Below are 18674 nucleotides of genomic sequence, written 5' to 3' on the forward strand. Positions count from 1 at the left end.
CTAGTCCTCGCCCCGGACGATGTTCCACTCGGCGCCGTCGGGCACGGATTCGGGCGCGGCGGCCCGTGGGACCGGGCTGCGTCCCGGCCGGACGACCACTGCGGGACGGCACGTGCGCACCCGCTGCTCGGCCGCGATGCGGCTGCTGATCGGCTGGGTGTCCGCCTGTGTTTCCACGGCCGGCACCTCCCTGCTGACTGGACCCCCCGCGGACCGCCGGTGGCACCGCGGACTGGCTTCGGTCTGCGGCGGCTACCCGCGGGGGGAGCGAGCATGCCCGCCGGGCGGAGCCGGGCGCGGCGGAGGGCGCCGACGGGGGCGGAGCCGGGCGCGGCGGAAGGCGCCGACGGGGGGCGGAGCCGGGCGCCGGCCGGCGCGCATGCCCGGGAGGATCCCGGGGAGACGCTCCGCATGAACACCAACCCTCCGGACCCCGACCCCCGAACCACTCCCGGGCTGCAGGGCGGCGCCTCGGTGCCGCCGGGAGAGACCCCGCCCGGCGAGTCGAGTACCGGTGGCGGCGCGGGTCCGTACCGTCCGCTCACGCGCGGCTGGGCCAAGGGGCCGCTTGCCGTGATCATCGCGCTCGCGGTGCTCGTCGCCCTCTTCTTCCTGGCGTACGGCATCGTGGTCGCCCTCTGAAAGGAAATCGGTGATGACCAGCACGGAAGTGACGGTCGTGGTCAGCGACTGCGCCGAGGAGGACGCGCGCGCCGTGTTCGCCGCCCTGGGCGAGGCCTTCGCGGGCGAGCCCGGGCCGGAGGCGGACCGTCCGCACGGCGGCGGCGCCACGGTCTGGACCTCCGTGTTCGACGTGGCCGAGCCGCGCGGGCGCACGGCGCACGGGCAGGCACCGCCGGAGCCCGTGCGGCTGCGGCACCCGGTGACGGTGGAGGCCCAGGGCGGCTACGGGGCCGTGGACCGGCTCCTCGCGGAGCTGGGCACGGCCTTCGTCATCGACGCGCAGGGGACGGCCGCGGGCGACCAGGAGAAGGACGTGCACCTGCGGATCCGGGCGCGGGACCTGGCGTAGCGCACGCGGCGTGTGAACGCACCGGATGCACCGGGGCCCGTGGGCCCGGTGCATCCGGTTGCATCCGTTGCTGCCGGTCGATCCGGTGCGCAGCTCGCGCCTCGCGGTGGCGCCGGGATCAGCCCGCCCGGGCGCCGGGATCAGCCCGCCCGGCGGTCCACGCGGCGGTCCATCGGCGGCGAGTCGGGGGCGGCCCGGCTGATGTCGGCCAGGGCCGAGGCGGGGTCCTTCTCCATCGCGAGGTCGCCGAGGCTGACCACGCCGACGATGTGGCCCTCGTCCATCACCGGCAGGCGGCGGACCGCGAAGGACCGCATCAGCTCGACGGCGGCGGACGCGGGGTCCTGGGGGCGGACGCTGACGGGTCCCGGAGTGCACGTCTGGCCCGCCGTGACCTGCGCGGGGTCGAAGCCCTCGGCCACGGCCCGCAGGACGATGTCCCGGTCGGTCAGAATGCCGATCACCTGCTCCCCGTAGGCCACGATCACATCGCCTATGTCGCGGTCCCGCATGGCCTGGGCGGCTTCCACGAGGGAGGCGGCAGGCCGGACGGTGAACGCGCCCGGAGTCATCACGTCTTGGACGAACACCGTCATCTCTTCTCATCCCTTCGACGGTTCGGGGCCCGGCCCGTCCGGGCTCGCTGACCCGCGGCTACCCCGGCCGGCCGCCGCCATGCTGCGCAGCGGGCGCGGCCCCCATGCCGGAGCCCCCCGGTGTGGTGCCCGGCCACCTGGGCACGGGGCGGGCGGCTGCCTAACCTCCCGGAATCCAGAGCGACATGCTCCAGCCAGTTCGGAGGGATCCATGCGATCGTCCCCCGTTGCCCGGTTCCGGAAAGTCCGGCGGTCCGCAGCTCTCCTGCTGATCGCCGGGGCGGTCGGGCTCGCTCCGGCCGCCGCCGGGGCGGACCCGCCCCCGGCCGCCCCGGACGCCCCGGCCACCGCGATCACCGCCGCGCCCGCCCCGGTACCCGGTGAGCTGGGGCCGTACGCCGCCGGCGGCGCGGTGTACAGCGCCGGGGTCTCCTCCGGCGGGTACATGGCCACGCAGCTGCACGTGGCGTACTCCGGTACGTTCTCCGGCTCGGCGGTGTTCGCCTCCGGCCCCTACGGCTGTGCGCAGAACGACCTGTCCAAGGCGCTGTACGCGTGCATGGACACCGTCCAGGACCTCCAGCTGGACCGGCTGGAGCAGACCGCCCGCGACTGGTCCGCCCAGGGGCTGGTCGATCCGGTGTCCCAGCTGGCGGGGGACCCGGTCTACCTGTTCAGCGGCTCGGGGGACGCGACCGTCAAGCGCCCGGTCGTGGACGCGCTGGCCGGCTTCTACGCCCGGTTCGGCGCGCGTACCCGCTACGACCGCAGCACCGCGGCCGGGCACGCGTGGATCAGTCCGCTGGGCCCGAACTCCTGCACCGCCACCCGGAGCCCGTGGATCAACGACTGCGGCTTCGACGCCCAGCGGGACCTGCTCGGCCATCTGCTCGGCTCGGCGGCCGCGCCCGCCGCGAGCCCCGGCGGCTCCCTGATCCGCTTCGACCAGAACCCGTACGCCCCCGGCGGGGCGGCGAGGGCGCTGTCCATGGACGAGCAGGGCTTCCTGTACGTGCCCCCCGGCTGTGCGGGCGGGGCCTCCTGCACGGTGCTCGTGGCGCTGCACGGCTGCAAGCAGGGCTACGCGTACCAGGGGTTCGGCACCCGCTTCGTGGACAACGCACGTCTCAACGAGTACGCGGACACCAACGGCCTGGTCGTGCTGTACCCGCAGGCGGTCCCCACCACGACCGCGGACAATCCCAACGGCTGCTGGAACTGGTGGGGTTACCTCGGCGACGGGGCCTACGCCCGGCACGGCGGCAAGCAGCTCGAAGCCATCGTGAACATGGTCCGGGTGCTGCGCGGGGAGGCGCCGCCGCCCGCCGCGGGCCGGCTGGTCATCGCGAGCACCGGTGCGCAGGACGGCTACGTCAAGGCGGCCGCCGACGGCTCGGGGGCGGCGCCCGGCACCCTGGAGGACGCGTACGGGCTGGCGGTCGGCCGCGGCGGCGACGGCCGGTTCAACCGCGCGGTGCTGTCCTTCGACACCTCGCGGATTCCGGCCGGGAAGGAGGTCACCGGGGCCTGGGTGACGGTGACCCGCAGCAGCGGATCGGGCGATCCGTGGGCCGTGCCGGCCGGCAACCGGCTGCTGGCGGACGTGCGGACCGGCTGCTTCGGCGGCGGCTGCGCCCTCGAAGGCGCCGACTGGGCCGCCGCCCCGACCGCCCCGGGCGCCGCCGAGATCGGCGCCTTCCCGGCCGGGACCGGGACCCGGGACTCCACGCCCTTCTCGGCGGCCGGCCTGGCCGCGCTCGACCGCTCCGGCACCACCCAGGTCCGGCTGCGCTTCGCCTTCGACCAGGCGACGACGGCGTACGCGTTCCTCAACCGGGACGCCCGGGCCACCCTCACGGTCGAGTACCGCTAGGCCGGGGCCGGTGCGGCCCGCGCCCGCCGCGTACCGGCGGGCGCGGGCGGCACCGGCGCGGGGGTCAGGCGGCCTCGGCGCTGGGGACGGCCAGGGGGTCGCGGGGTGCCTGCTCCTTGGCCAGCTGCATCCGCTCGCCGAGCTCGACGAGCCGGTTGCGGCCCATCGCCTTGCGCACGTCGGGGAACCAGTCGTCCTCTTCCTCCTCGACGTGGTGGCGCACGTTCTCCATGAGCACGGTCATCTTGGCCTTGAAGCGCTCGTCGGACGCGTCCATGTCCTTGAGCTCGGAGAGCATCCACACCACGGCGTGGTGCTCCTCCACGCTCTCCAGGACGTGGTCGGAGGTGTCCGGTGCGGCCTCCCGGGCGGCGGGGTAGAAGAGCTGCTCCTCGATCCAGGCATGGGCGGTGAGCTCGCCGATGACCTCGTCGGCGATGCCGCGCCGCTCCTCCACGTCCTCGTCGCCGGTCTTCTCGAACCGCTTGAACAGCCTCTCGACCGTCTTGTGGTCCTCCCGCAGCAGCACTATGGCGTCCATCGTCGCCTCCCGTCGGTGCAGTGGTCGTCCCGCGTATGCCCGGCCGACGGCCGGAGATGCGCGCGCGGCGGCTTCCACCGGCCGCCCGGCGGGCCGCACGCGCCCCGGGCGGGAGCAGGCCCGCCGGTGCACGCGGCCGCGCGGTCTCCGGTCAGACGGTCCGGCCCGCGGCCAGCCGGGCCGCGACGGCCCGGTTCACGACGGCGCGGTTGGCCTCGTCGAACAGGGCGAAGTGACCGCCGGGGAAGACGTGCACGGTGCAGGGGGCGGACGAGTGCCGGCCCCACGTTCCCAGTGCGGCCACGTCGATGAGACGGTCCTCGCGGCCGCACAGCACCGTGACGGGCGCCTCGATGCGGACCTCCGCGCCCCGGTGGGAGGCCTCGGCGCCGAGCCGCAGGTCCGCACGCATGCAGCGCAGGAGGCTGGTGCGCCAGGCGGAATCCTCGGCCACCGCCCGCGGCAGGCTGCCGCCGTGGTCGAGCATCCTCAGGATCTCCTCGTCCGAGGCGTGTTCGGGGAGCCAGCCGTCGCGCTCCCCCGGCACCTGGCCGGAGGCGATCAGGCCGGTGCAGTGCGCACCGAGGGCCCGGGCCACGTGCAGGCCCAGGGTCGCGCCGAGGCTGTGGCCGAACACGACGGTCGGCACGTCGAGCCGCGGTACCGTCGCCAGGCTGCCCAGCACGTCGTCCAGCGTCGCCCCGGCGGACTCGGCCAGCCGGCGTTCGCGGCCCGGCAGGGTCAGCCCGAGGACCTCCACGGTCTCCGGAAGCCCGTCGAGCAGCCGCATGTAGCGGTTGGGGCCACCGCCCGAGTGCGGGAGGACCATCAGCCGGGCCTCGGGCGGGGGGACCGTCGCGGGGCGCGGGCGCAGCTGCGACCACCATCGCGCGCCGCCGGGCCGCGCGGCCGCCGGGGCGTGCAGGGAGCGGGTTTCAGTTGCCATGACAGCCTTTTCGGTTCGGGCGGGCGGGGTGGCGGACGGCTACGGCGCCGCGGAAGCCGGGGCCGACGGGCACGTCCGTGACGTCCCAGCCGGGCAGGGCCGCGGGGCGGGGCCCGGCACCGACGTAGTCCAGGGACACCGGCCGCGAGATGCCGGTGCCGAGGCCCTTCAGGTAGGCCTCCTTGCGGGACCAGAGGAGGGTGAAGGCGGCCGGGCGCGCCGGCTCGGGCAGTTCGTCCAGTTCGGCGCACTCGGCCGGGTGCAGGTGCCGGCCGACCCGTGCCGTGGTCGCGGCGTCCGCGATCTCCTCGACGTCCGCGCCCACGGGGGTGGTGTGGACGGCGATGAGCCCGGTGCCGCCGCTGTGGCTGACGGAGAAGTGCAGGGGGTCGCCCGCGACGCCCGGCCGCCCGTGCGGGCCGCCGCACCCGGGGCAGGGATGCCGTACGAACGGCACCCCGGCCGGCGGCACTCCGAGAAGGGCTCCGAGGATCAGCCGCAGCGCGCCGTGGACGGCCACGTACGTGTCCCGGTCCCGTTCCCGATGGAAGCGGGCGGCCCGCTGCCGCTCCTCCACGCCGAGCAGGGCGGGCAGGTCCCGGCCCCAGTCCTGCGCCAGGTCCGCCGCACGGACCAGGCAGAGCCGGGGCCGGGGGCGGGCGTCCGGTGGACCGCCCGCCGCGGCGGTGCGGTCCTGCGCCGCCGCCTCCACGGCGGCCGGGAGGTGCAGTGCCGCGGTGCTCACGCGAGCCAGGAGCCCGGAGCCGGGTTGCCGATCACCTTGACGGCGTCGGGCTCGTCCTCCTGGATGTGGCTGCTGCCGAGCATGGCCACGTCCCAGACGTCGAGATCGAGGCCGAGGCCGGAGAGCACGCGGGCGAATTCCCGCCACGGCAGCACCTCGCCGCGGTCCGTGCCCTCCAGCCAGGCCAGGATCCGGGCGGCCGGCCCGCCGAGGTCGGGCTGCTGCGCCGCCCGGTCCCGCACGGCCTGCGCGATGCGCCGCACGGCGCCGTCCCGGTCGAGGACGGCGGTGCCGAACTCGCCCGAGTGCAGCACGTGGTCGAGGAGTTCCTCGTCGGCGGCCTCGGGGGCACCCGCCGCGAGCCGGGCGACCAGTCGCTTGCGGGGCTCCGGGTCCACCAGCAGGTTGAGCTCGCGGACCAGGTCCGCGGGCTCGTCGGCGCAATGGATCATGCTGCACAGCCGGTTGGGGCGCCCGATCACGCCGCGCAGGCTGTCCGGCGCCTGCTGGGTGATGTCCGCCTTGCCCTTGAGGGAGCTGAGGTGCACGGTCGCGGGCACGGCGTGGTCGCCGCGGCTGCGCAGGAGGAGCAGCAGGGTGGGGCCCGCCTGGAGCACGATGTCGTTGACGGCGAGCCGGTCCAGGGTGGCGAGGGTGTGCTGGTGGCGCCACAGCTCGCGGCCGGTGTGCCGGTCGAAGCGGAACATCTCCGCCCCGATCACGGAGAAGCCGTGCCCCTCCAGGAAGTCGCGGATCGGCTTCAGCTTGCCGGTGGCCATGCCGTCGGGCTTGACCAGCATGAGGGCGGAGCGGTGCAGGACCTCGGTGGTCTGCCGGCCGAAGGCGGCGCTGAGCTCGGCGTACCCCTCGCGGAAGCACGTGTCGAGTTCGTAGTGGTAGGCCTTGACCGGCATACGCGTGAGGGTGCTCCAGTTGACGGTGCCCATGGTGGTTCGCTTTCTTCTTCGGTTCTCGTACGCGGTGGTGGTGCCGGGGTCGTGTCAGCCGTGCAGTACGGCCGCCAGGCGGGCGTGGTTGGCATCCAGGTCGGACGAGAGCCCGAACTGCAGGACGGCCAGGCCGGAGAGCAGGCGGCGCAGGTCGTCTTCGACGCGGGCCAGCACCCCGGGGTCCTGCTTGCCGGCCGAGAAGTCGCTGCGGAGCATCTCCACGGCCGCGTCCGCGGGCACCGGCCGGACCTCGACGTGCTCGCGGGTCAGGATCAGCAGGGCCTGCGGGCGGACGGCCGGGGCCAGGCGGTCCTCGAAGGAGGCGGGCCATTCGATGCGGTGCTTGTCGCGGGCGGGGACCGGCGCGGTCCTGGCCTCCGACAGCTCGGGCCGGCTCTTGACGAGTGCCGGGTCGAGGTAGCCGGCCCGCGGGTAGCCCCAGAACCGGCCCTCGGGGTCGTCGAGGTGGCGCATCATCGCGTCCTCCCCGGCGAACCGGGCCCCGTGCAGCAGGCCCCAGGCGACGAAGGTCGACTTGCCCACCCCGCTGTCCGCGGTGACCAGGGCGGACCGGCCGGCCACCGACAGGGCGCCGGCGTGCAGCCCGTAGTGGCGGCCGGAGCGCAGCGTCAGGACGAGGAAGGCCTTCTCGACCAGCCAGCGGCCCCACACGATCGGGTCGTCCAGGTCCGCCCGGGACAGCGCCACGTGCACGGTGTGCCGGGCCGGTGCGATGGCCGCGGTGGAGCCGCCGGTGTCGATGACGACCTCGTCGAGGGTGTCCCAGTGGGGCGGGAAGTACGGAGGGGGCACGGTCTCCCGGCGGACACCGGTCACCTCCACCGTGAGGTGCACGGTGGGTGCGCCGGGCCAGGGGCCGTCGCTGCCCGAGGGCAGCGGGGGGCCGAACAGGCGGGTGACCACCGGCCGGGCCTCCTCCGGAGCCGTGCAGACGACCCGGTAGCCGTAGAACTCGTACAGATTCTGGTGCATGTGTGCTGTGTCCAATCCGCGCTGCCCCGGATCGGGGCGGGCCGCGGCGCGCGGGGCGCCGCGGCCGGTGGGTGCCGTACGGGATGCGGCCTCAGGCGGTCGTGTCGGGCCCGTCCGGGCGGAGGGCGTCGGCAGCCTGGGCCCGCTGGGCGCGGCAGGCGTCGTCGTACTGCTCGCGCACGAGGCGGAGCAGGGCGGGCGGGGCGTCGTCGTGGGCGTCGAGCCAGCGGGCCGCGGTCTCGGCCGTGGCCGCTTCGGCGAGCGGCGGGAAGAGCCCGAGGACGATCTGCTTGGCCATCTCGTGGCTGCGGGTCTCCCAGACCCCGAGGATCGCGTCGAAGTACCGCCGGGTGTACGGCGCGAGGGCGGCCGCCCCGGCACCGCCGGCGCTCTCGGCGAATCCGGCGATGACCGCCTTCTGGAGCTGGTTGCCCAGGTCCCCGCGGCCGACCACGGCCTCCCAGGCCTCTGCCTTGGCCGCGGCCCCGGGGCGGGCGGCGCGGGCGGTGGCCGCGTGCGCGGCGCCGGCGGGGGTGGGGTCGCGCCGCTCCTCGGCCGCGATCGCGTCTGCGCCGAGGCGGCCCGCCGCGGCGAGCCGGATCACGGCCGCCCAGCGCAGGTCCGCGTCAGCGGCCAGGCCCGGGACCGGTTCGGCGCCGTCGAGGACCCCCGCGAGCAGGTCGAGGTGGCCGGGGGTGGCGGCGGACGCGATGAACGCGCGGAACCAGGCCAGCTGGTGGTCGCCGCCCGGTGCGGCAGTGCGGCTGCGCTGCAGGGCGGCCGCGGCCCACCGGGCCGTGAGCTGCTCCCGGGCGGCGGGGTCGGTGTAGTGGCGCAGGGCGTACGCCGTCTGGCGGTGCAGGGACTCCACGACCCCGATGTCGGTCTCGGCCGAAGCGCCGGCCAGGACCAGGTCGAGGTAGCTGCGGGCGGGGAGTTCGCCGTCACGGGTCATGTCCCAGGCGGCGGCCCAGCACAGGGCCCGGGGCAGCGGGTCGGCGAGGGCGCCGAGCTTCCGCGTGAGGGTGCGCAGGCTCGCCGCGTCGAAGCGGACCTTGGCATAGGTCAGGTCGTCGTCGTTGAGCAGCACCAGGTCCGGACGGGGGTGCCCGGCCAGTTGCGGTACGTCGGTCAGCTCCCGGGCCAGGACGTCGGTCTCGGTGCGGTGGACGCGCCTGAGGGTGCCGTCCGCGTCCTGGCGGTAGAAGCCGATGGCGATGCGGTGCGGGCGCAGCACTGCCTCGCCGGCGGCACCGGGCGGGAGGGCCGGGGCCTCCTGGCGGACCCGGAAGGCGGTGATCGTACCGTCGGCGGCGGTGTCGATCTCGGGCCGCAGCACGTTGATGCCGGCGGTCTCCAGCCACTGCTTCGCCCACGTGCCCAGTTCCCGGCCGGAGGCCTGCTCCAGGGCGTGCAGGAGGTCGCCCAGGCGGGTGTTGCCGTGGGCGTGGGCGGATATGTAGGTGCGCACTCCGGCGAAGAAGGCGTCGGTGCCGACGTGGGCCGCGAGCTGCTTGAGGACGGAGGCGCCCTTGGCGTAGGTGATGCCGTCGAAGTTGACGAGCACGTCCTCCAGGTCGCGGATGTCCGCGGCCACGGGGTGGGTGGAGGGCAGCTGGTCCTGCCGGTAGGCCTTGGCCTTCTGGTGGTTGGCGAAGGTGGTCCAGGAGTCGGCCCAGCGGGACCCCGGGGCGAGGGTCTGGCAGGCGAACGAGCTGTAGGTGGCGAAGGACTCGTTCAGCCACAGGTCGTCCCACCAGGCCATGGTGACGAGGTCGCCGAACCACATGTGGCTGAGCTCGTGCAGGACGGTCGCGGCGCGCTTGCGGTAGGCGGCTTCGGTGGCCTTCGAGCGGAAGACGTACTTCTCGCTGAAGTGGACGGCGGCTGCGTTCTCCATCGCGCCGGCGTTGAAGCCGGGCACGAAGATCTGGTCGTACTTCTCGAACGGGTAGGGGTGGCCGAAGCGCTCGGGGAACCAGTCCAGGCCCTGCCGGGTGACGGCGAACATGTCCTCCGCATCGAGGTGCCCGGCCAGGCTCTGCCGGCAGTAGAGGCCGAGCGGGAGGGTCCGGCCGCCCCCGCGGTGCTCGCTGTGCACGCCGTGGAAGGGCCCGGCGGCGAGCGAGACCACGTAGGTGGACAGCCGCGCGGTCCGGCCGAAGGTCCAGGTCCGCGCCCCGTCGGGGTGCCCGTGGTCGGCCACGTCCGCCGGCGGGGTGTTGGAGATGACGGTCCAGTCCGCGGGGGCGGTGACCTCGAACCTGAACCGTGCCTTCAGGTCGGGCTGGTCGAAGCAGGCGAAGACGCGGCGCGCGTCGGCCACCTCGAACTGGCTGTAGAGGTACGTGCTGCCGTCCACCGGGTCCGTGAAGCGGTGCAGCCCCTCGCCGGTGGTGCTGTAGGCGCAGTCCGCCGCCACCACGACCCGGTGGGGTCCGGCCGCCAGGCGCGGCAGCGCGATCCGGGAGTCGTGGAACACCTCGGCGGGGTCCAGGGCCTGCCCGTCGAGCACCACTTCGCGCACCGCGGGGGCGCGCAGGTCGAGGAAGACCTCGGCGGCCGGTCCGGTGCACTCGAAGCGGATCTCCGTCACGGACCGGAAGGCGGCGGCCCCATCCGGGGCCTGCCGCAGGTCGAGGGTGATGTCGTACGTGTCCACCGCGAGGCGGGCCGCGCGCAGTGCGGCCTCCTGGGCGGTCAGGTTCGTGCCCGGCATGTGGTCAGTCGTTCCCGTCGGTCAGGAGCCGGGCGCGCAGGGCGCCGACGGTGTCGTCCGAAAGCCCGACCCGGTCCTTGAGGTAGCCCTCGACCGAGCCGTACGCCGCCTCCAGGTCCGCGAAGACCAGCTCCATGATCACCGCGGGGGCGCGGCCGTACGCGGGCCACTTCAGCTCGCGGTCGGGATTGGCCGCCTTCCAGTCCGCGGCCAGGCGCTCGGTGGCCAGCTCGGTGAGGGCGAAGTCCTGCAGGACGGTGGCGCGGTCCACCCCGAGGAGGGTGAGGACGAGCGCGCCGATCAGACCGGTGCGGTCCTTGCCGGAGGTGCAGTGGAAGACGACCGGCCCGGGGGCGTACGCGATCTCCTCCAGGACCTGGCGGATCTCCTCGACCCCGTCCTCGGCGACCTCGGCGAAGCGGTCGGCGAGGTAGCGCCAGGGGTCCAGGTCGGGGTCGATCGCCGCCTGGTCGTAGGGCCGGTGCTCGATGCTGAGGTTGGCGTACCGGAAGCGCTCCGGCTCCGGTACCCGGCCCTTGGACTCGATCTCCCACGGGTAGCGCAGGTCGATCACGGTCCGGATGCCCAGCCCCAGGAACTTCTCCCAGTCGGCGCCCCGGAGCTTGCCCAGCGAGTCGGCACGGTACAGGGTCCGCCAGGCCACGGTGCGGCCGTCGGCGGCACGGTAGCCGCCGAGGTCGCGGAAGTTGTGCAGGCGCTCGAAGGCGACGTGTCGGTTCATCGGGCTCTCTTCCTCTTTCGGTGGCGCCGTCCGCGAGGACGACGCCAGTTCCCGGTTGCTCCAGGCGGGGCTGCCGGTGATCTCCGCGCCGAACCAGTCCGGCGGTGTGAACGCGCGGGCTTCCTCGACGCAGGCGAACTCCACTTCCACCACGCGCAGTCCGGTGAGGGCGCCGTCGTACTCGTCGACCACCGCCGTGTGTTCACCGAGGGGAACCGTCCACCGGACCTTGCTGAGGCATTCGCCGTCGGCCAGCTCCCAGAGCTGTTCGAAGGCCTCCTCGTCGATGGGGAACTCGACCTCCTTGCGGACCATGGCGCCGGACGCCGGGTCGAAGGTCTTCGCCGTCATCAGCCGGGTGCCCTCACCGGCCCGCACCCGGAACTCCACCCGGGCTCCGGAGGGGGTCAGGTACGCCTGCCTCAGCCGCTCGGCGGTGGCGCCCGCCGGGAGCTGCCAGCCCTCGGCGACCTTGAACTTCCGCTCGATCTCGGTCGTCACGCCAGGACCACCCGCAGGCTCGGGTCGGCGGACAGCCGGGCCCGGTCCAGCTTCCCGGAGGGCGCGAGCGGCATCTCGGAGACGAGGGTGACCCGATTGGGCACCATGTGCGCGGGCAGGCGTTCCGCACAGGCCCGGCGCAGGGCGGCCACGGTCTGCGCGGTGGCCGCCCGCTCGCCGCTGAGCGTGGTGTAGGCGACGAGCACGGACTCTCCGCCGGCCGCCTCCTCGGTGACCACCACGGCGTCGGCCACCCCGTCCTGCGCCCGCAGCGCCGCCTCCACCTCGCCGAGTTCGATGCGGAAGCCGCGCAGGTTGACCTGCCGGTCGTTGCGGCCCAGGTATTCGTACGTGCCGTCGGGCAGCCGGCGGATCACGTCGCCGGTGCGGTACCAGCGGCAGGGCCCTTCCTCGCCCGCGAGCCGCAGCTCCGGGAAGCGCTCGGCGGTGAGGTCGGGCCGGTTGACGTAGCCGTGTGCCAGGCCGGTGCCCGCGATGTACGCCTCGCCGGGCTCGCCCGCGGCGACCTCCGCCCCGTCCTCGTCGAGCAGCACCATCCGGTGGTGGGCGAGCGGGCTGCCGATCCAGGTGCCGCCGCCGTCCGAGGCCACCCGCTCGGGGGTGAGCGCCCCGAAGGTGGTGTGCACGGTGGTCTCGGTGATCCCGTACATGTTGACCAGGGTCTCGGCGCCGGGCCGCAGGTCCAGCCAGCTGCGCACCGAGATCCGGTCCAGGGCTTCACCGCCGAAGACCACGTACCGCAGTGCCAGTTCGGCCGGGCGGCGCTGGTAGGCCTTGGGCAGGTACTTGAAGAAGCTGGGGACCGCGCTGAGCACGGTCACCCGCTGCTCGGCGAGGAACTCCAGGAACGCTGCGGGGCGCTGGGCGGTGTCGGCGGGGACGACCGCGATGCGCCCGCCGAACAGCAGGGCGCCCCAGATCTCCCATACCGAGAAGTCGAAGCTGTAGCTGAAGTACAGCGTCCAGACGTCCTGCGGACCGAAGGAGAACAGCCCGTCGGTGCAGGAGCGGAAGAGGTCCAGGACGGCGCTCTCGGCCACGGCCACGCCCTTGGGGACGCCGGTGGAACCCGAGGTGTGGATGATGTAGACCGGCACGTCGGCGGGCCTGGCCCGCGGGGCCGGCTCGGGGGCCGGCGCCCCGCCGCCGTCCGCGCGCCCGACCCGGGCCACCTCCGGGGGCAGGGCGGGGTTGTCCGCGGCCGAGACGGCCACCCGGGTGCCGGTGTTCCGCGCCATGAAGGCGAGTCGGTCGGCGGGATAGGCCGGGTCCAGCGGGACGTAGCCGCAGCCGTGGCCGAGGACCGCGAGGATCGCGGCGACGACCTCCCAGCCGCGTTCCAGGCTGATGCCCACCAGCTCCCCGGGGCGCACCCCGTGGCGGGCCAGGCCCGCCCGGTACTCCCGGGCGGCCCGCTCCAGCTCGCCGTAGGTGATGTCGAGCGGGCCGTCGGTGATCGCGACGGCGTCCGGGCGGCGGGAGGCGTGCCCGGCGAACACCTCGTAGAGGGACACCGCGTGTTTCAGGTCGTGCATGGCCTTCCTATCGGTACTCGCGGGGGCGGCGGGGGTGGGGGGCGGCCGGTTTCACCCGGCGGCGGGCGCGGGCAGGGCGGCGAGGGCGGCGTGCAGCCGGTCGTAGCTGTCGTCGAGGTCGGCGGAGACCTCGAACTCCCAGAGCGCCACGCCCTCGAGGAGGCTGCGCAGGTCCGCCTCCACGGCGGCGGCCTGCCCGGCGTCCTTGGCGGTGGCGTAGTCCTCGCGGCAGCGGTCGAGGGCCTCGTCGGGGTCGAGCTCGCGCAGGGTGCGGCCCTCGCCGCGGACGAGGAACACCAGGGCGTCCGGGCGGATGCGGGTCAGCAGCCGGTCCTCCAGCTCCCGCGGCACGGTGACCCGGCTCTTGGCGCCGCCCTCGATCGCGGTGGCGGAGGCGCCGGCCAGGGCCTCGCTGCGGGCGATCATGTCGGGGGCGAGGTAGAGGGCCCGCGGGTAGCCCCACAGCACGCCACCGGGCTCGTCCATGTTCCGGGCGAGGATGTCCTCACCCGCCAGGCGGGCGCCGCGGTGCAGGGCCCAGGCGGTGAATGTGGACTTGCCCACTCCGGCTGCGGCCGTCAGTACCGCGGTCCGCCCGGCGGCCTCGACCGCTCCGGCGTGCAGCGGGTAGCTGCGCGGGTTGCGGCAGATCAGGTAGAGGAACAGGCGCTCCAGGATCCAGCGTCCCCACACCTGGGAGTCGCCGAGGTCCGCGCGGGCCAGGGTGACCGTGCCGGACAGGGACTGCGGGTCGAACACGCAGGAGGAGGAAGCGGTGTCGATCACGATCGGGTCCCCGGTCATGACCGCGAGGTCGTGCGGCGGGTTCGCGGGTTCCGTCGCCGGGCCGTCCTGCACGTGGAACTCCAGCCGCACCGTGCGCACGTGGTCGGGCAGGTCCTCGTCCAGCGCCGGACCGAAGAAGTCCCGTACCGCCTCGCGGGCCGCGATGTCGTAGCCGGCCTCCACGCGGTGGCCGTAGCACTCGTGGACGGACGTCAGGCGGGCGGCGCCCAGGGTGGGGGCGGTGACCCGCATGGTGGCGGAGACTTCCTGCGCGGTGGGCTCCAGGTGCAGCCGCTGGATGCCGGAGCCGTCCTCGCCGGCGGTGCCGCAGGTTCCGCAGGGGTCCTGGCCGAAGCCGGCGAAGCGGTACGCCACTTCCATGATCCGGTTGCGGTCGGTGCGTTTGAAATCGGCCGTCAGGTGGACCCCGGCGGAGTGCGCCTGTGCCATCAGCCAGCGCAGGACCGTGGCGCCCGTGCCGAAGGAGACCACCCGGCACGAGGTGGCGAGGAGCTTCAGGTGCCAGCGCTCCGGAAGCCGCTCCAGCAGCATCACGCCCACCGCGCCGTGGCTGCCGAAGCGGTCGGCCAGGCTCATGACCAGCACGTCGTGGCCGGGGTCGGCGAGCAGCCCCTTGAGGTCGGCGTCCGAGTAGTGGATGCCGGTCGCGTTCATCTGGCTGGTGCGCAGGGTCAGTTCCTCGACCCGGGCCAGGTGCTCGGGTCCGGCGTGTTCGATGACCAGGCGCAGGTCGAGGGAGCGCAGGAACTCCTCGCTGGATCCGGTGTGCGCGGCCTCGGCGCGCTCGCGCCGGACGCCGGCCTGGTACATGCGGCGCCGGTTGGCGGCGTCCTCGGTCACGTGGGCCGGGCTGAACTCCGGCAGTCCGGTCAGCTCGGCCGCGCGGTGGGCCTCGTAGGTGCGTACGGCGGGCAGCTCGTGCTCGACCTCGGCCCGCTCGGCGGGCTGGTCGTCGATGAACGCGATGGCCGATTCGGCGAACTTGAGCTCGGCGGCGATGGTGCGCACGCTGTCGGACTTGCGACCCCAGCCGATCTGGGGGACGAGGAAGTACTCGGCCAGGCCCAGCTTCTCCACCTGCGCCCAGGCGTGGTCGTGGTCGTTGCGGCTGGCGACGGACTGCAGGATGCCCCGGGCGTCCAGCTCCAGCACGGTGCGCCGGATCTCCTCGGACAGCTCGACCTCGCCGTCCTCCAGCAGGGTGCCCCGCCAGAGGGTGTTGTCGAGGTCCCAGACCAGGCACTTGACCAGGGCGGGGGCGGCCGGCGCCGGCTCGGCGGCGGTGTCAGACATCGTCAGATCTCCCAGAGGGTGGCGGCCCAGGCGGCGACCGGGCTGTTGTTCAGGACGAGCACGTGGTCGCCGCGCTCCAGCCCGCCCTCGTCGAGGAGCCGCTGGAGGTTGAGCACGACGTCCATGGCGCCCAGGTGGCCGTACGCGGCCAAGTGGCGTCGGCAGACCGGGTGGACGGGCAGGCCGAGCAGGGTCTCGTAGAAGTCGAAGGCGCCCGCGGTGACGTTCTGCATGAGGGTGGCCGCGACGTCCCGCTTGCCGATGCCCGCATCGGCGAGCACCTCGTCGACGAGCCGGGACAGCCGCTGCCGGCTGTGCATGGCCAGCTCGAAGCGGTAGCGGTCCGGGGACTGGCACTCCTCCCGCCACTCGTACCAGGGCGCGGACTTGTAGTCGACGCGGAACAGGTCGTGGAAGCTTCCGTCGCTCTCCATCCGGTGCGCCTTCAGCACCGGGCGTCCCCCGCGCACCATGGTCATGGCGTACGCGCCGTCGCCGATCACGGTGACCGGGTAGCGCACCCGGTCGGCGCCGGTGGGGCGGCTGGCGTGCGCGATGACGGCGCCGGAGCGGCGCGGGTCGGCGGCGATCAGGTCGCGGGCCAGGGCCCAGGCGGCGCTCGACCCGGTGCAGCCCAGGCCGTCCACCGTGAACGAGAACGCCCCGTCGAGTCCGGACTCGGCCTGCACCCGGCCCACGTCCGAGCCCAGCAGCACGTCCGGGGAGCGGGGGCTGACGAGCAGGAGCAGGTCGGGGGCGGACGCGGCGGGCAGGCCGAGTCCGCGCACGGCCTCGGCGGCCAGCCCGGCGGTGTCGCGGTCCTCGTACACGCCGACGGTCTCGATGCCCGAGCCCCGGGCGAACTCCTGCTCCTCGTGGCCCAGGAGCCCGGTCTCGGGCAGGTCGGCCACCTTCACCGCATCCTGGGGCAGGAGGCAGTGGATCGCGCCGATGCCGATGGCGGCCCCGGCGGCCGCGCCGCCCCCGCCCTGCTGGTCGTGCTTGGTCATGCCCACACCGTCATTGCCTCTTCGGCCAGCAGCAGCTGGCTGATCTCGTTGCTTCCTTCGATGACTTCCATCAGCTTCGCGTCGCGGTAGGCGCGGGCCACCACGTGCGAGTTGCCCGCCCCCGCGGAGGCGAGCACCTGCACCGCGGAGGCCGCTCCGCGGGCGGCGGATCCGGCGGCCGCGTGCTTGGCGAGCACGGCCGCGGCCGCGTGCCGCGGAGCCCTGGCGTCCCACTCCCGGCTGGCCTGCGCGCAGGCCAGCGCCGAGGTCTTCTCGGCCGCGTGCAGTTCGGCGATGTGCCGCCGGACCAGCTGGTGTTCGGAGAGCGGGCTGCCGAAGGCGTGCCGCTGCGCGCTGTGGCGCACGACGGCCCGCAGGCAGGCCCGCAGGATGCCGACGCAGCCCCAGGCCACGGAGATCCGGCCGTGGGTGAGCGGGGAGGTCACCAGCATGGCGGCCGGCATTCCGGCGCCGCCGAGGAGGTGGGAGGCGGGCAGCCGGACCCGGTCCAGGCGGACCGTGGCGTGGCCCGCGGCCCGGCAGCCCAGCGGGTCGGGCAGCTTCTCGATGCTCACGCCGGGCGCGTCGGCGGGGACGACCGCCATCGCGGCACCGTTCTCGTACCGGCCGAAGACCACGATCAGGGAGGCGTAGTACGCCCCCGTCACCCAGGTCTTGACTCCGGTCAGGACGATGTCGTCCCCGTCGCGGACGATCTCGGTCGCCACCGCCGCCAGGTCGCTGCCGGCGGCGGGCTCGCTGAACGCCACTGCGGCGGTCTCCCCCGCGGTGAGCCGCGGCAGGAACTCCCGCTTCTGGGCGGCCGATCCGAACCGGGCGACGGTCCAGGCCGCGATGCCCTGGGAGGTCATGACGCTGCGCAGCGAGCTGCAGGCCTCGCCGGTGGCGGCCACCAGCTCGCCCTGTTCGAGGCTGCTCAGGCCCAGACCGCCGAACTCCTCGGGGACGTCCGCGCACAGGATGCCCCGGGCGCCCAGCTCCCGGATGACCTCGCGCGGGATCTCGGCGTGCCGGTCCCACTCCTCGGCGCGGCCGCCGGTCAGTTCCGCCACGCGGGCGGCCGCCTGCCGGCCGGCCTCATGCATCGGCGCCGCCCGTCGGGCCGGCGGCGCGCAGCCGCCCGATGAGTTCGGTCATGGCGCGCACGCTGCGGAAGTTGTCCATCTTCAGCTCCTCTCCGCCGACGGTCACGCCGTACACGGTTTCCACGTGCACGACCAGCTCCAGGGAGAACAGGGAGGTGACGGCGCCGGAGGCGAACAGGTCGGTGTCGGGGGCCACGGGCACCTTCACGCGGCTCTCCAGGAAGGCGAGCAGTTCGGCTTCGGTCTCGGTGGCGCTCTGCAGGGGGGAGGACGTGGTGGACACGGTGATGGGGTGCCTCTCGGTCGTGGGTGCGGTGGGAAGGGTGCCGGGAGCGGACCCGGCGGCGCGGGCACGGGGTTCCGGCCGGAAGGCCGTGCCCGCGCGGCCCGTTCAGGGGCCGTACGTGTGGAAGCCGCGGCCGGTCTTGCGTCCGAAGTCGCCGGCGGCGACCTTGGCGAGCAGCAGCTCGCAGGGTTCGTATCCGGCGTCGCCGGTGCGCTCGTGGAGCACGCGCAGGCTGTCCGCGACGTTGTCGAGGCCGATCAGGTCGGCGGTGGCGAGCGGACCCGTGGCGTGGCCGAGGCAGCCGCGGAACAGGGCGTCCACCTCTTCCTCGCCGGCGATGCCCTCCTGCACGATGCGCGCGGACTCGTTGATCATCCGCTGGAGGATCCGGTTGATGACGAAGCCCGGGCCGTCGCCGACGACGATCGGCTCCCGGTCGAGGGCGGCCAGCAGCGCAAGGGCGCGGTCCAGGGCCTCGCCGCTGCTGCGCGGGCCGCGGATCACCTCCACGGTGCGGATCAGGTACGGCGGGTTCATGAAATGGGCGCCGACGGCGTCCTCGGGCCGTGCGCAGTGCCCGGCCAGTTCGTCGACGGGGATGCCGGAGGTGTTGGTGATGACCGGCGTGCCCGGCTTCACCAGCGCCGACACCGCTGCGAGCACGTCGGCCTTGACCTGGGGCAGCTCGACGACGGCCTCCACGACCGCGGTCGCGGGCGCGACCTCGGCGAGGTCGGTGGTGGCCAGCAGCTCCGCGGGCCGCGCGGTGCGGGGCAGCTTGCCCAGCAGCTGGCCCTGGCGGATGCGCTGGCGCACGTCCTGCACGGCGCGGGCGAGGACCTCGTCGTCCACGTCGACCAGGACCACGGGGACTCCGTGGCCGAGGGCGAGCGCGGCGATGCCCGCGCCCATCACACCGGCGCCCAGCACGGCGAGCAGGTGGTCCTGCTGTTGCTGTTCCTGTTCCGTCATGTCTT

General features: G+C 74.4%; 18 protein-coding genes. 3 read left to right on the forward strand and 15 right to left on the reverse strand.

Annotated elements, in window-relative coordinates; translation table 11 throughout:
- Positions 1–177: a hypothetical protein gene (locus ACZ407_RS00380; RefSeq protein ID WP_468124204.1), complete on the reverse strand. Its 177-nt coding sequence runs from the start codon at positions 175–177 to the stop codon at positions 1–3.
- 234 nt (positions 178–411) lie between these two features.
- Between ACZ407_RS00380 and ACZ407_RS00385 the strand changes: the two genes are divergently transcribed.
- Positions 412–642: a DUF6480 family protein gene (locus ACZ407_RS00385; RefSeq protein WP_468124206.1), complete on the forward strand. Its 231-nt coding sequence runs from the start codon at positions 412–414 to the stop codon at positions 640–642.
- Between the two features lie 13 nt (positions 643–655).
- On the forward strand, positions 656–1033 hold the full coding sequence (locus ACZ407_RS00390; RefSeq protein ID WP_468124207.1) for a hypothetical protein: 378 nt from the start codon (positions 656–658) through the stop codon (positions 1031–1033).
- Between the two features lie 140 nt (positions 1034–1173).
- Here ACZ407_RS00390 and ACZ407_RS00395 read toward each other — a convergent pair whose 3' ends face one another.
- Complete coding sequence (locus ACZ407_RS00395) at positions 1174–1629, reverse strand: CBS domain-containing protein (protein ID WP_468124209.1); 456 nt, start codon at positions 1627–1629, stop codon at positions 1174–1176.
- Between the two features lie 211 nt (positions 1630–1840).
- On the opposite strand from ACZ407_RS00395, the gene ACZ407_RS00400 reads away from it, so the two are divergent.
- Positions 1841–3502, forward strand: a complete 1662-nt coding sequence (locus ACZ407_RS00400; RefSeq protein WP_468124210.1) for an extracellular catalytic domain type 2 short-chain-length polyhydroxyalkanoate depolymerase — start codon at positions 1841–1843, stop codon at positions 3500–3502.
- Positions 3503–3566: 64 nt separating this feature from the next.
- Here the strand turns inward: ACZ407_RS00400 and ACZ407_RS00405 are convergent, their stop codons facing one another.
- The 13 genes from ACZ407_RS00405 to ACZ407_RS00465 form a co-directional block, all read right to left on the reverse strand.
- Positions 3567–4043, reverse strand: a complete 477-nt coding sequence (locus ACZ407_RS00405) for a hemerythrin domain-containing protein (RefSeq protein ID WP_468124212.1) — start codon at positions 4041–4043, stop codon at positions 3567–3569.
- Positions 4044–4194: 151 nt separating this feature from the next.
- Positions 4195–4989: a thioesterase II family protein gene (locus tag ACZ407_RS00410; protein WP_468124213.1), complete on the reverse strand. Its 795-nt coding sequence runs from the start codon at positions 4987–4989 to the stop codon at positions 4195–4197.
- On the reverse strand, positions 4979–5734 hold the full coding sequence (locus ACZ407_RS00415) for a 4'-phosphopantetheinyl transferase family protein (RefSeq protein WP_468124214.1): 756 nt from the start codon (positions 5732–5734) through the stop codon (positions 4979–4981). The genes ACZ407_RS00410 and ACZ407_RS00415 overlap by 11 nt, the downstream gene beginning before the upstream one ends.
- Positions 5731–6681: a nucleoside-diphosphate kinase gene (locus ACZ407_RS00420; RefSeq protein ID WP_468124215.1), complete on the reverse strand. Its 951-nt coding sequence runs from the start codon at positions 6679–6681 to the stop codon at positions 5731–5733. The genes ACZ407_RS00415 and ACZ407_RS00420 overlap by 4 nt, the downstream gene beginning before the upstream one ends.
- A gap of 54 nt (positions 6682–6735) precedes the next feature.
- Positions 6736–7677, reverse strand: a complete 942-nt coding sequence (locus ACZ407_RS00425; RefSeq protein WP_468124216.1) for a hypothetical protein — start codon at positions 7675–7677, stop codon at positions 6736–6738.
- A gap of 91 nt (positions 7678–7768) precedes the next feature.
- On the reverse strand, positions 7769–10396 hold the full coding sequence (gene pepN / locus ACZ407_RS00430; protein ID WP_468124217.1) for an aminopeptidase N: 2628 nt from the start codon (positions 10394–10396) through the stop codon (positions 7769–7771).
- Between the two features lie 4 nt (positions 10397–10400).
- Entirely contained in the window at positions 10401–11639 is a 1239-nt protein-coding gene (locus ACZ407_RS00435) for a tyrosine-protein phosphatase (RefSeq protein WP_468124219.1), read from the reverse strand.
- Positions 11636–13195, reverse strand: coding sequence for an amino acid adenylation domain-containing protein (locus ACZ407_RS00440; RefSeq protein ID WP_468124221.1), 1560 nt, complete (start codon positions 13193–13195; stop codon positions 11636–11638). Before ACZ407_RS00440 ends, ACZ407_RS00435 begins: the two co-directional genes overlap by 4 nt.
- A gap of 51 nt (positions 13196–13246) precedes the next feature.
- The gene (locus tag ACZ407_RS00445; RefSeq protein ID WP_468124222.1) at positions 13247–15295 is read right to left on the reverse strand and encodes an HAD-IIIC family phosphatase; all 2049 of its coding nucleotides are present in this window, start codon (positions 15293–15295) and stop codon (positions 13247–13249) included.
- A 2-nt stretch (positions 15296–15297) separates the two neighbouring features.
- Positions 15298–16305: a 3-oxoacyl-[acyl-carrier-protein] synthase III C-terminal domain-containing protein gene (locus tag ACZ407_RS00450; RefSeq protein ID WP_468124223.1), complete on the reverse strand. Its 1008-nt coding sequence runs from the start codon at positions 16303–16305 to the stop codon at positions 15298–15300.
- Positions 16302–17411, reverse strand: coding sequence for an acyl-CoA dehydrogenase family protein (locus tag ACZ407_RS00455; protein WP_468124224.1), 1110 nt, complete (start codon positions 17409–17411; stop codon positions 16302–16304). The genes ACZ407_RS00450 and ACZ407_RS00455 overlap by 4 nt, the downstream gene beginning before the upstream one ends.
- Positions 17404–17694, reverse strand: coding sequence for an acyl carrier protein (locus ACZ407_RS00460; protein ID WP_468124226.1), 291 nt, complete (start codon positions 17692–17694; stop codon positions 17404–17406). Before ACZ407_RS00460 ends, ACZ407_RS00455 begins: the two co-directional genes overlap by 8 nt.
- 108 nt (positions 17695–17802) lie before the next feature.
- Positions 17803–18669 (reverse strand): 3-hydroxyacyl-CoA dehydrogenase family protein, encoded by an 867-nt coding sequence (locus ACZ407_RS00465; protein WP_468124227.1) that lies wholly within the window; start codon positions 18667–18669, stop codon positions 17803–17805.
- Positions 18670–18674: the final 5 nt, after the last annotated feature.

The organism is Streptomyces sp. NPDC030809, assembly GCF_055572195.1.